12 protein-coding genes are annotated in these 12,736 nt (G+C 63.4%); 3 read left to right on the top strand and 9 right to left on the bottom strand.

All coding sequences use genetic code 11. The features are described 5' to 3' along the window. Positions 1–21: 21 nt before the first annotated feature. Positions 22–1,182, bottom strand: coding sequence for an SRPBCC family protein (locus JFU57_RS27825; protein WP_201131511.1), 1,161 nt, complete (start codon positions 1,180–1,182; stop codon positions 22–24). Between the two features lie 189 nt (positions 1,183–1,371). Here JFU57_RS27825 and JFU57_RS27820 point away from each other — a divergent pair, with 189 nt between their 5' ends. Further along, on the top strand, positions 1,372–1,743 hold the full coding sequence (locus JFU57_RS27820; protein ID WP_078468735.1) for a DUF3969 family protein: 372 nt from the start codon (positions 1,372–1,374) through the stop codon (positions 1,741–1,743). A 19-nt stretch (positions 1,744–1,762) separates the two neighbouring features. Next, complete coding sequence (locus JFU57_RS27815) at positions 1,763–2,251, top strand: hypothetical protein (RefSeq protein WP_201131510.1); 489 nt, start codon at positions 1,763–1,765, stop codon at positions 2,249–2,251. 26 nt (positions 2,252–2,277) lie between these two features. On the opposite strand, the gene JFU57_RS27810 is transcribed toward JFU57_RS27815, so the two are convergent. From JFU57_RS27810 to JFU57_RS27800, 3 genes are all read right to left on the bottom strand, one after another. After that, on the bottom strand, positions 2,278–3,672 hold the full coding sequence (locus JFU57_RS27810) for an amidase (RefSeq protein WP_201131509.1): 1,395 nt from the start codon (positions 3,670–3,672) through the stop codon (positions 2,278–2,280). Positions 3,673–3,821: 149 nt separating this feature from the next. Further along, complete coding sequence (locus JFU57_RS27805; RefSeq protein WP_201131508.1) at positions 3,822–4,097, bottom strand: hypothetical protein; 276 nt, start codon at positions 4,095–4,097, stop codon at positions 3,822–3,824. A 348-nt stretch (positions 4,098–4,445) separates the two neighbouring features. Next, a complete protein-coding gene (locus JFU57_RS27800; RefSeq protein ID WP_242487502.1) occupies positions 4,446–4,733 on the bottom strand; it encodes a hypothetical protein in 288 nt (95 codons plus the stop codon). Between the two features lie 188 nt (positions 4,734–4,921). Between JFU57_RS27800 and JFU57_RS27795 the strand changes: the two genes are divergently transcribed. After that, positions 4,922–7,567: an MGH1-like glycoside hydrolase domain-containing protein gene (locus JFU57_RS27795; protein ID WP_201131507.1), complete on the top strand. Its 2,646-nt coding sequence runs from the start codon at positions 4,922–4,924 to the stop codon at positions 7,565–7,567. Positions 7,568–7,581: 14 nt separating this feature from the next. Here the strand turns inward: JFU57_RS27795 and JFU57_RS27790 are convergent, their stop codons facing one another. The 5 genes from JFU57_RS27790 to JFU57_RS27770 form a co-directional block, all read right to left on the bottom strand. Further along, a complete protein-coding gene (locus JFU57_RS27790; protein WP_201131506.1) occupies positions 7,582–8,340 on the bottom strand; it encodes a hypothetical protein in 759 nt (252 codons plus the stop codon). A 135-nt stretch (positions 8,341–8,475) separates the two neighbouring features. After that, entirely contained in the window at positions 8,476–9,369 is an 894-nt protein-coding gene (locus JFU57_RS27785; RefSeq protein ID WP_201131505.1) for an aminoglycoside phosphotransferase family protein, read from the bottom strand. A gap of 101 nt (positions 9,370–9,470) precedes the next feature. Beyond that, positions 9,471–11,189, bottom strand: coding sequence for a hydrogenase maturation protein (locus JFU57_RS27780; protein ID WP_201131504.1), 1,719 nt, complete (start codon positions 11,187–11,189; stop codon positions 9,471–9,473). A gap of 375 nt (positions 11,190–11,564) precedes the next feature. Further along, complete coding sequence (locus JFU57_RS27775) at positions 11,565–11,879, bottom strand: SCP2 sterol-binding domain-containing protein (protein WP_020296906.1); 315 nt, start codon at positions 11,877–11,879, stop codon at positions 11,565–11,567. A gap of 52 nt (positions 11,880–11,931) precedes the next feature. Beyond that, on the bottom strand, positions 11,932–12,642 hold the full coding sequence (locus JFU57_RS27770; protein ID WP_078468743.1) for a histidine phosphatase family protein: 711 nt from the start codon (positions 12,640–12,642) through the stop codon (positions 11,932–11,934). Positions 12,643–12,736 lie beyond the last annotated feature (94 nt).

Below are 12,736 nucleotides of genomic sequence, written 5' to 3'. Positions count from 1 at the left end.
TGACTCCTGTCCGGGGTGATATCAGTCGGCGGTGTACGCGGCGGCGAGGCTCGGGGGAATGGCCTGTTGCGCCATTTCGCACAATGCCAGCAACGAGTCCGAAGATTCGCGCTCGATCCGTCGCTTGAATAACAGCTGATTGCCCAGGCGCATCAGCCACCCGCTGAAACCATACTCCAGGGTCCGCACAAACCGCGTGTGGCCGGTGTCCAGCGCCTGACATTCGTAGGTCACCTGCAACTCCAGGCCATGGTCGCCACGGGCCCGGGCGCTCCAGCGCTGGCCCGGCAGGTATTCGCCGACCTGCCAGCTCAGGTGCCCGCTGCGCCCGCCGGCATGAATCTCCTCCTCGAACCGTGCTCCGGCGTACAGCGGGCCGCTCGGGCCTTCGACCGTGAGCGACGACGGATGCCACTCCGGCCAGCGGCTCGCGCTGCTGGCGTAGGCCAGGGTCGGGACGACGCTGCGGGGTATGTCGATCTGATGCTGCATGCGGGTCATGGGCAGGCTCCGGGGCTCGGCGGCAATGGGTTCGGGCTCCCAGTACAGGGTGCCGAACAGGTAATCCATCAACGGCAGGACAATGTTGAAATTACGCCGCTGCATCAGCTCGCGGCGATGGTGCAGCTCGTGCAGGCGGCGCATCTGGCGAATCCACGGCAGGCGCGCCAGCGGGTGCTCGGCGGGCAAGTGCTCGCAAGCGTGAAACCACTCATAGGCCAGGTAGCCGATCAGCATCGCAGCGGCAAACAGTGCCGCGACATTGGCGTTGAACGGGCGCATCAGCCACCACAGGGGCAGGGCGAACAGCAGGCTGTGGAACACGATCAGCCAGGCCGGAAACAGGATCACCCGCCAGTCGCGTGCGCCGTCGTAGGTCATCTGCCCCGGGACAAAAAAGCTGTGGTGGTCGCCGGTATGCCGCTTATAGAACAGCCGGGCAAAGGCCTGTTTGTGATGCCCCAGCCAGCGGTGCACGACGTAGATGCACAGGTTGAAAAACACCAGTCCCAGGGGCAGCGTCAGCCATTCCAGAGGCTGCACCTGCTCCAGCGTGCCGGCCAGCAGGGCGATGCACAGCACGCCGTAGCCCAACACAAAACCGCCGTGCAGCCACGGGTTGTAACGCGGGCTGACGGTCGCACGGTACTGTTGGCGAAAATGTTCGGTGGTGTCTCGCATGGCCCTGTTCCCGTTGTTGTTTTTATCGGCAGCAGCGTAGCCGCCGGCTGGCTATCCAGCCAATGGGCAGGGCAAACGCCCGAGGGCTACCAGGGTCTCAAGCCCGCCCCAGAGGGTTCGGCGCAGTTGAACCGGGGTGGCGACCTCGGGGACAATCCACGGCTTTGAGCGCACTGCAGGGAGCAACCGATGGAAAAGACCGTGGCATTGGCGATTGAGGCCCTGGAGCCGGAGGAGGCCACCCGGCTGGTGTGTGCCCTGGCATTGGGTTTGTTGCGCGCGGTGCAGGATGAAGCCATTGACCTGGAGGAGGCCGAGCGCCTGCTGTTTTCTCCACGCACCGCTCATACCTTGCAGCACAAGGGCCTGGGGCCCGAGCTGCCGCAGCTGATTCTCGAGTGCTGCGAACTGGAAGATGTGCTGAGCCTGATACCCGAGCGCTTCGCACACAACGTGGAGGCCATGGCCGAGCGCTTTTCCAGCCTGCTCAAGGGCGATGCCGGCTACGAAGAACGGACCAGAAAGAAGGCTGGACGGGTCGATCTGTATGTCATTCGCTGATGACACGCTGAGGTGCTCCATGACGCAAGCGAGCTACCCGCGGGGCAAGGTGTTCATGGCCTTCCTGCTGTGCCCGCTGATACCGGGTTTTATCGCCGGCCTGGTCAATAGCGGGCTGCTGGTGGCCCACCTGGCGACTCATCCACGGCTGATCGGCGAGGTCAGGGGCGGTGAAATCCTGCTGATGCCGCTGCTGACACCACTGGTGGCGTTTCTGGTGTTTCTCCTGCCGATGTTTGCCCTGGCCCTGGGGGTGGTCCTGCTGAAGGTCAGGCGTTCAGCCTTCAGTTGCAACGCCTTGGCGTTGATCGGCAGCGTGACGGTGACAGGCTGGGTCCTGCTGTTTATCCGGGCCGTGGTCAATGGCATCGAGCGCGCACGCTACGTGGACTACCTGCCGGGCGTGCTCCTGCTCTGGCTGGCCGCTGCCGTCACCTGCTGGCTGACCGCCCGTTGCTTCCTGCCTTCACCGGATAGCCCGCCCGTGTGCCGAGCCTCGCCGGACTGATCCCCAGGAGCGCGACGCGGGTCGTGTCAGCGAGACGGCGGGTTGGGCCAGCCCTGGATCGCGCCGCGCCACCCCTCATAGGTCTTGGCCACTTGCAGCAGCCATTGATCGGCAAAGCGCGGGGCGATCATCTGCAGGCCGATGGGCAAGCCCTCGGCGCTGAAGCCGCAGTTGATCGACAGCGCCGGTTGTTCGCCCATGTTCCAGGGCAGGGTGAAGACGATGTGCTCGAACGGCTGTTGCGGATTGTTGGTGGGAGACGGCCACTCGGCGGGAAAGCTGTTGACCTGGTTGGTCAGCGACAGCACCAGGTCGAACTCGCTGAACACCTGGGCGGCGCGGCGGCGCATCTCGAAGGTCTGGTTAAAGCCCCGGACCGCCTCAACCCCTGAAAGATCGGCCCCCGGTGCCGCCCAGTCGCGAATATAGGGCAGTACCCTGGCCAACTGCTCCGCGCCCAGGGCCGACAGTTCCGCCCATTGCCGGGCCCGCCAGAAGCGATCGAGGCCATCCAGTTGGGCGCGGTCCATGATCGGCGCCAGGGTCCGCACCTGGGCCCCGTGGCGTTCGAACAACCGCGCGGCGCCCTGCACCGCCTCGCAGACAAAGCCTTCCGGTTGCAGCCCGGCGCCAGGTTCCAGCATCAGGCCGATCTTCAGGCCATGGACCGACAGTGGCTGGTCGCTCCAGTCGCTGGCCAGCGGCGGCAGGCTGGTGGCATCGCGGGCATCGGGCCGGGCCAGGTAGCGCATCATCAGCACCGCGTCATCCACGCTGCGGGTCATGGGCCCGGCACAGCGCCCGGTGTAATAAGGGTCGATGGGAATCCGCCCCAGGGTCGGCTTGAACCCCACCAGGCCGCACCAGGCGGCGGGCAGGCGCACCGAACCGCCGATATCGGTGCCGATATGCAGCGGCCCGTATCCGGCTGCGGCCGCGGCGCCCGCCCCGGAACTGGAGCCGCCGGGGTTGCAGGCGCGGTTCCAGGGGTTGCGGGTGATGCCATGGAAACTCGACAACCCGGAAGACAACATGCCGAAATCCGGCACCGTGGTCTTGGCCAGAATGATTGCCCCGGCTTCGCGCATCCGCGCGGCTGGCGGCGCATCCTGCACGGCAGGCTTGAGCAGGGTGGCGGCGCTGCCCAGGGGAATTGGCGTGCCCCGGGTGGCAATCAGCTCCTTGATCGTGACCGGCACCCCGTCCAGCGGACCCTGGGGCGAACCCTTGTGCCAGCGCTCGGTGGAGGCCCGGGCCTGCTGGAGCACCTGCTGCGGATCGAAGGCGTAGAGCGCGCGGATATGCGGCTCCCAGCGCTCGATATGGGCCAGCAGATGCTCGTAATAGTCCAGGGGAGACAGGGTGCGGCCGGCGAACTGGGCCAGCAGTTGGGAGGCTTGGAGCTCGTGCAGATCAGTCATCGAACGCATCCTTGGGCCGGGCGTCAGTCGGGTTGCCGATGATTTGACTGTAGCGTCTCCACCCGTGCCCAACCATTATCCGTGGCGCTGCCCTGATGACCTTGTTCAGCCGTAGGAGCCGGCAAGCCGGCTCCTACGGGGGGTATGTGTCAGGGTTGAAGAGGCTGTGCCCGCAGCTGGCGCCCCAATACATCCAGCACATCACAGCCATCGCGCAACGGAATGGCGCAGACCAGTGCCAGCTCTTGCAGTACCACGGCATCGCCGGGGATATCGGGCCGCGCGGCGAAGTTTTCCAGCAGTTGAGTGACGGCGCGGATGCGATAGGCGGCCGCTTCGTACAGCACATCGGCAGGGGCCTGGGTATCGATCAGCAGGGAAGGGATGGTGCAGTCGTGGCCGGTGATCGGCATGTATCTGTTCATAAGTAACGCCTCGGTCGGTTAGGAGCGCCACTCGATCGTCGCCAAACGAAGGGTGGCAGCTGTACGCAGGTTGGCGAACCGGGACCGCGGAGCCGGCAGACCCGAAGGTCTCCCGCGTACAGCCGCCATAAGGCAGCGTTACAGATGCGAAAAGCCCTGCAAACAAGCGCAGGGCTCTCGCACACGGTCATAGGGTCGCCAAACCCGATCGTCATCAGGACGACGCAGGACTATAGGCACGCCCCCAGGAACGGGACAAGGCACTGGCACGACAGGAATTTCTGAGATTGCTGTAGGACTCAGGAGCGCGAGTGTGAATCAAGCACGCCGGAGGTTCAACGCCCGGCCTCAGTCGAAGCCGATGCGCGAGGTCTGGCGGGTTTCGCGGTCATGCAGCTGATTGATATCGGTCTCGTAACTGCATTGCCCGCTGCAACGGTGTTCGACACTGATCGGGGCCTTGAACTGCAACTTCAGTGTCGGCGCAGTGGGTTCGGGTGCTGGCGCCGCGGTCGTGGCCTCTGCCAGCGGCGGCTGCGGGTAGCTCAGGTCAAGGCTGGCGGCCTGGGCCGAGCAGGCCAGCAGGCTGAGTAGGGCACCGGTAAAAAACGCTTTGCAACTGCACATCATCAACATCGCACTGTCATAAAAGGGTTGCCGATTATAACGAACCAGGGTCGGTAAATTTAATAAAAAGGCTCTGCAATGGGGTTCTACAGCCGTTTTGAGCGTGACGGATGCTCGCACCATGAAACATTTGTCATGCCCCAGGCCCCCTGGCAGCTCCTACACTGCAGCTCATTCCCATGGCCACGGACACCCCCATGACGGCAAAACCAGCAGCGAGCATTCTCGACACGGTTGAAGGCCAGCGCCTGCAAGGCGCCGAGGCGGGCCACTGGCGCGAATGGGGGCCTTACTTGAGTGAGCGGCAGTGGGGCACGGTGCGCGAGGACTACAGCGCCGATGGCGACGCCTGGCGCTACCTGCCCCATGACCACGCGCGCAGTCGGGCCTATCGCTGGGGCGAGGACGGCCTCGCCGGGTTCTCCGACAAGGCCCAGCACTGGTGCCTGGGGCTGGCGCTGTGGAATGAGCACGACAGCATTCTCAAGGAGCGGCTGTTCGGCCTGAACAACGCCGAAGGCAATCACGGCGAGGACGTCAAGGAGCTGTATTTCTACCTCGACGGCGTGCCCAGCCATGCCTATATGCGCATGCTCTACAAGTACCCCCAGGCGGCCTTCCCCTATGACGACCTGGTGCGCGAAAACGCCCGGCGCGGCCTGGGCGATGCCGAGTACGAGATCCTGGATACCGGCGTCTTTGAAGACCAGCGCTACTTCGACGTGACGGTGGAATACGCCAAGCACCAGGCCGACGACCTGTTTATGCGGGTCACGGTGCACAATCGTGCCGATCAGCCCGCGCGGCTGCACGTGCTGCCCCAAGTGTGGGCGCGCAATAGCTGGAGTTGGGGCGACGATCCGCGCCGGCCGAGCCTGATACTGGAGGGCGAGCGCGTGCTGGCGCGCCACCCGCAATTACCCGAGCGCCAAGTCACTGCCTGGGGCCCCGAGCCCTGCCAGTGGCTGTTCTGCAACAACGACAGCAACTTCCCCAGGCTCGACGGGCTGGCTGCGCCGGGGCCGTTCAAGGATGGCTTCAACGATTACCTGGTGGGCGGCGTGGCCAACGCCATCGCCCGGGACGCGGGCACACGGGTCGCCGCGCATTTCAGCCTGGCCCTGGGTGCCGGCGAGAGCAAAAGTGTCTACCTGCGCTTTGCCCTGGCAGGCGCCGAGCCGGTCAGTGCCCGCCAGGTGTTCGAGCGTTGTCGGTCCGAGGCCGATGATTTCTACGCGGCCCTGCAAGCCGGCCTCGACCAAGATGCGCGCAACGTGCAACGCCAGGCCCTGGCCGGCTTGCTGTGGTCCAAGCAGCTGTATTACTTCGACGTCAAGCAATGGCTCGACGGCGATCCCGGCCAGCCGCCACCGCCGCCCGAGCGCGAGCATTTGCGCAACAGCCACTGGCGGCACCTGGCCAACTTCGACATCGTGTCGATGCCCGACACCTGGGAATACCCCTGGTACGCCTCCTGGGACCTGGGGTTCCAGGCGGTAGCCTTTGCCCTGATCGACCCCGGGTTTGCCAAGCACCAGTTGCTGCTATTGGTCAAAGACCGCTTTATGCACCCCAATGGCCAGTTGCCGGCCTATGAATGGCGCTTTGACGATGCCAACCCGCCGGTGCACGCCTGGGCCAGCTGGCGCGTGTACCAGCAGGACAAGGCGCTGACCGGCGAAGGTGACCTGGATTTTCTCGAGCGGATCTTCCACAAGCTGCTGCTTAATTTCTCGTGGTGGGTCAACCGCAAGGACGCCGAAGGCCGCAACCTGTTCCAGGGGGGCTTTCTCGGCCTGGACAATATCGGCCTGTTCGACCGCTCGGCGGCGTTGCCGCCGGGCTACACCCTGGATCAGGCCGATGGCACGGCCTGGGTCGCGGCCTACGCCCTGGACCTGATGCGCATCGCCCTGGAACTGGCCAAACGCAACCCGGTGTACGTCGATATCGCGGTGAAGTTCTTTGAACACTTCCTGTATATCGCTGGCGCCATCAACCGCGTCGACGCCGCCGCCGAAGGCCTGTGGGACGAACAGGACCAGTTTTTCTACGACGTGTTGCAGCACCCGGACGGGCTCAGCGAACCTCTGCGCTTGCGCTCCATCGTCGGCTTGATGCCGCTGTTCGCGGTGCAGGTGCTGGAGCAGCACGAACACGAAGGGCTGCCGGGGCTGCGTGAGCGCTTGCTGGGCTTTATGCGCCATCGGCCGGACCTCGCCAGCCTGGTGTCGCGCTGGACCGAGCCGGGGGAGGGCAACCGCATGCTCCTGGCGCTGCTGCGTGGGGAGCGGACCAAGGATTTGCTCAAGCGCATGCTGGATGAGGCGGAATTTCTCAGTGAGTTCGGCGTTCGCTCGCTGTCCAAGGCCTTCGCCGAGCAGCCGTTTGAGTTGCAGGTCAATGGCAACCCGTTATACGCGCGCTATGTTCCGGCCGAGTCCGACTCGCGGCTGTACGGCGGTAACTCCAACTGGCGCGGGCCGCTGTGGATGCCGATCAACTACATGTTGATCGAAGCCTTGCGCGAGTTTCACCGCTACTACGACCAGAACTTTTCTGTGGAGTACCCCAGCGGGTCAGGCTACCTGGCGTCGCTCAAAGAGGTCGCTGACGGCCTGAGCCAGCGCCTGACCCGTTTGTTCCTGCGTGATGAGGACGGGCTGCGGCCCTCCATGTGCGGCTACCCGCAATTGCAGGCTGACCCGATCGATCGTGACCTGGTGCTGTTCCATGAATACTTCCATGGCGAAACCGGACGCGGCCTGGGGGCCTCCCATCAGACGGGGTGGACGGCGTTGGTGGCGCTGTTGCTGCAACCTGAGTGGCAGCAACGGCGGTGATGGAGGCGCAGCGGTTATTTCGCTTGCACCTCCTCCAGTTTTTTCGAGACATCCGACACTACCCAATTCAGGGTCGCGACCGGAACCGTGATCGCCTTGCCATCGGCGTACAGCGCGCAGAACGAGGTCGAGCACTGCATGACCCGGTAAGTGCCTTTGTGCCCATCGGGGTCATTGACGGTCACCAGTGGCGAGTTCTTGAAGCCGTCTTTCAGATCGTCGGCGGCTGAATCCTTACCGATCAATGAAAAAGGGGTGATGGTGATCATCAGGATGAACGAGATAAAAAACATCGCGACAAACAGGCCGTAGCTCGGGATGAAGATATACAGCGCGCATTTGCCCATCTCTTTCAATAAGGACGGCGCGGGGGTGGTGGCCTGCTGCTTGCTCGGCTGCTTTTTATCATTGAGCGTTTTGGTGAGCTTGGCGATTAGGTAGTTGAAGCCACCGAACACCACAATGGTCAGCACGCAGACCAGGGTTGCCCATAGCCAGTGCTGCCCGATGAATTCAAAACTGCCTTTCAAGCCATTGGTCATGGCGTGATACCAGGCCAGCACCGCGGTGACGAAGGTGCTGGAGGTGTCCATGGGAAACATCGAGGTTTCCAGCTGGAAGTAGCCCAGGTATCCGTCGTGGTAAGCCTTGCCGTTCAAGTAGAAGAACGGGGTGGTGATGGCCAGGATCACCGAGCCGATCATGCCCCAGGCGATCGGGCTCTTACCGGTGGTTTCCTGGGCTTTTTCTGTTTCTTTAAGCTTGGCGTTCACTCTCATTCCTTAAGATTTTCCAATGGCGTCTTTCGTGCTCAAAGCCCTGCGCCGGGCAAAACCATAGCAGCTGTTTTCTTCTCTGCGATCAAAAAAACGGGTGCGACCGGGTCATGGCCGCAGCGGATGTGGCGCTTATTGGCCGTACCAGCGAGGCACAACACTGGAAAAACCGGCGAAGTCCTCCCAGACCTTTTGCGTGCGTTGCAGGCTGGCGTGGATTTGCTCTTCGCCGAAGGCCATGGCCCAGATCACGCTGAAGAAGGTATCGAACGCGACGTAGAACGCCATGCGGGTGAAGAACCCAGGGTCGGCCTTACCCGCGCAGTAGCCGTCGATCTGGCCGCGGGCGAAGTCGCTGCTGAGGTTGCAGGAAAACAGCGCCAGCCTGTTGAAGTCTCGCGCCGGATCGCCGAGACGACAGCGGTTGAAATCGATGATCGACAATTGGTCATCGGCGCCCACGATCATGTTGTTCAGGTGATAGTCGCCGTGCAGAAACACCCGCGGCGCGTCTGCCAGCAGATGAAAGTGCTGCTCGATAAATGGCAGGAAGTCTTGCTCATGGGCCACTTGATAGCCGCAGCTCCGGTACTGCTCGAGCTTTTTAAGGTAGAGGGCACGCATCTGCTGTTCGGCGTTCTCGGTGCCTGGAGGCACAGCAACGCTGTGTATCTGCTGGAGTATCCGACCGGCTTGCAGGCCCAGTTCATGACAGGCAGCGGCCGGACGCTCGGCAACCCAGTGCGCGCCATCCTGGCCTTCGATCCACGACAACAGCGAGTAGACCTGGCGCCCTGAATCAAACAGGCCAAAGGCCAATGGCTGGGACATGGCGATGCCCTGTGCCGCCAGGTGTTGGGTCCACTGGAATTCGTGGTGCTTGCTGGTGTGCTGGGCGGCGTCGCTGGTGCGCAAGAGCAGGTGCTGGCCCTGTGCATCGACGATGTGAAAAATCCGATCGCTGGACCAGCCCAGGGTCTGTTCTTCGATGCTGCGCCACGTGGAATGGCCGGGAATGTCGTGCATATCGCCTCCTGGCAAACAGCTGCCGCCCCAGTGGGGCGGCAACAAAAAGGCGGCGATATTACGTGGCCTGGCGGTGCATTGAAAGCCGGCGGTCAGGCGGCTCAGCCCACCAATGCCACCTCCCGGGGGTGCGCCCAGTCTTCGATCAAGCGCTGCGGCGTGCAGCAGGTTTTGCGCTTGTAGACGAATGCCGCGCATTTTTCGGCGAAGCCTTTGCGGTTGTGCACCATGTCCTGGTGCATTTCCTCCAACTCGGTATTGCGGCAGTGCTGCATCAGTTGCGGGTCGGCCTGGGCCTTGCGCTCGCGGATGGCCTGGTAGCGGCTATCGCTCAGGGCGCTGTTGGCTCGTTGCAGCAGCCACAGGGCGAACTCGTCCGGGCAGCGCGGGCCGATCTCCTGCACCATGCCCATCTCCAAGGCCTGGAGGGTGCTGATGGGCAGGCATTCCTCGGTGAGCCGCTGGGCCATGGCCTGGCCCACGGCGCGGGGCAGGCTGTAAGTCCAGTATTCGGAGCCGAACAGGCCCATGGTCTTGTAATGCGGGTTGAGCACCACGTCGGACCGAGCCAGGACGATGTCCGCCGCCAGCCCCAGCATCAGGCCGCCGGCACCGGCGCTGCCGGTCAAGCCGCAGACCACCAGTTGCCGGGCGCTGAGCAGCTCCTGGCAGACGTCGTCAATCGCCTGGATGTTGGCCCAGGCTTCGAGGCCCGGTACGGGGGCGGCCTGGATCACATTGAGGTGCACGCCGTTGCAAAAGGCGCCACGTCCGCCCTTGATCAGCAGCACCTGGGTGTTCTGTGCCTTGGCCCAGCGCAGAGCGCGGGTCAGGCGCTGGCATTGTTCGGTGCTCATGGCGCCGTTGTAGAAGTCGAAGGTCAGCTCGCCGACATTGCCTGACTCGCGATAGCGAATCGGCTGATAGGCCTCATTGCACAAAGGCGAGTTTTCGATTGACCAGTCCAGGTGCGGCAGGCCCTCCAGATGCTGCGCCAGTACATGCCGCGCCGGGCGCTTGAAGGTCTCGGCACCGGGTGCTGCCTTGGGTTTGAGGGCGCCGATCCACAGGCTGTGGTCGCCGGCGGCCACCAGCACGGCGTCATCGTGCACGGCGAGCAGTTCCCCGGGTGTACCGCTGCGTGCATCCAGGTGGGCGTCATACAGGTAGTACTGGCCGCCGGCCAGGCTCGCCAGCACCCCTGGCTGGCCGTCGGCGGCGTCGATGGAGCGCTTGATGAAGCGCGCGCAGTCGTGCCAGCTGAAGGTACGGTCGCTCTGCTTCATGTTGGGCTGCAAGCGGCCACGGACGTTGGGGTCCAGGTAGTTCAGGGGGATCGGGGTGAAGCCGCTGGTGAATTTTTTCACCACGTCCTCGATGCACTGCAACGCGGCGTCGCTGATCAGGCCGTTGTACAGCTCGGATTTACGCAGGTTGGCCGGCAGGGTGAATTCGTGGGTCGACCAGATCGGGCCGGCATCCATTTCTTCCACCGCTTGCAGGGCCGTGACGCCCCAGCGGCTGACCTCATTGGTAATCGCCCAGTCCAGGGCGCTGGCGCCACGGTCGCCAACGATCCCCGGGTGGATGATCACCAGCGGCCGTTGGGTATTGGCCCACAGTCGCTGCGGCACCCGGTCCTTGAGAAAGGGACAGATCACCAGGTCGGCGTTGGCGTCTTCGATCTGTTGGCAGACCGACTCTTCGTCGGTGAACAGCACCACGCTGGGGCGGTGCCCGGCCTGGCGCAGGCTCAACCAGGCTCGTTGGGTCAGGCCGTTGAAGGCGCTGGACAGCAGAATGATCTTCAGTGATCCCATGGGGTGACTCTTCCTTGAGTGATAGGCACGGCGGGTCGCTCCGATCAGCCGTCCCTGGCCTGTGATGGAGACGCCAGAGTAGAGACCTGCGCAAAACCGAAACTGACTGAGATCAATCAAGCGTGCCGCCAGCCAAACAAGGTGCCCGACGGTCATCCCGCAAACCCCGTAGCCGCTGCCGAGGCACGAGGCTACGCTGGCCCGTTTGGGCACCGTGACTTATCAGGCGCATTTGTGGCGTCGCGCCTGGCCAGCGTCCGAACGCGGCCCGAGCCTGCGGCAGTGGCTACAGGTCAATGCATTAATCGGCAGAGGCCAGAAACGACGAATCCCGCCACAGGGGCGGGATTCGGGTACAACCGGACCGCGAGGGTCTTAGGCTGGGAACAGCTCGCTCAGTTTCATGGCCAGCATCATGTCGCCTTCAGCGCGCAGTTTGCCGCCCATGAAGGCCTGCATGCCGTCGGTTTCGCCGCTGACGATGCCGTCCAGGGTTTCGCCGTCCATCACCAGGGTGACCTGGGCGTCAGGGTTTTCGCCTTCTTGCAGCTCGCAGGTGCTGTCTTTGACGATCAGCGAGAAGTTCTTGGTGTCATCGATACGGAAACCGAAAACCAGGTCCAGGCCGGCGGCGGCAGCTGGGTTGAACTTGGCTTTCATGGCTTGTACGGCGTCAGCTACGGAGGTCATGGTTCGATCCTTTTCTTGGGGTGATTACAGCAAGGGTCACAGTGAGCCGGGCTCATCGGAAAGTGATGAGTTCCGGGGCCTTCAACAGTTGCAGATGGGCATGACCGTTGAAGGAAGCCAGGGCCACCTCGCGCCCGCGGAACTTCAGCTGGTTGAGCGAGGTGTTGACGATTTGCCAATTCAGTTCGAAGGCCTGCCGCGCAGGCATCCGGGTAATCAGGTGGAGCAGAGCGGTAATGGTGCCGCCGGAGGTGAACACGGCGATCTTGTCGCGATTGTCGGCCTGTTCGAGGATGCGTTGCAGGCCGCCCTGGACCCGCTCGACAAACCCCAGCCAGCTTTCCAGCCCCGGTGGGTCATAGGTGCCGGCCAGCCAGCGCTCGATGATCAGGGCGAAGATGCGCTGGAACTCGGCGCGGTTCTGCGCGGCGTTGCGCAGGGTTTCCAGGGCGTTCGGCTCCTGGCTCAGCAGGTCGGGCAGCAGGGCGCGGATAATGGCGTCGGCGTCGAACTCGTTGAAGGCCGAGTCGATCTCCAGGGCCGGTGTCGGCAGGTCGGCGGCGAGCATTTGCTCGCGGGCTTCGTTGGCAGTGTGTTGCTGGCGGCGCAGGTCGCCCGACAGGCAGCGGTCGAAGCTCAGGCCCATTTGTGCCAGGTGCTGGCCGAGCACTTGCGCCTGGCGCACACCGTTGGGCGACAGAACGTCATAGTCGTCTGCACCAAAGGAGGCCTGGCCATGTCGAATCAAATAGATGCTGCCCACGTCCGCGTCATCCCGGCACGTTGAAAGTTTTGCGAGGTTATGAGGATGCCGGTGAGCTGTCAATGAAAAAACATACGCTTGTTTGAAATGATTG

Origin of the sequence: Pseudomonas sp. TH07, from assembly GCF_016651285.1 — a bacterium.
Lineage (GTDB): Bacteria > Pseudomonadota > Gammaproteobacteria > Pseudomonadales > Pseudomonadaceae > Aquipseudomonas.
The sequence above is the reverse complement of the archived record's forward strand: the minus strand, read 5'-3'. Positions and strand labels throughout refer to the sequence as shown.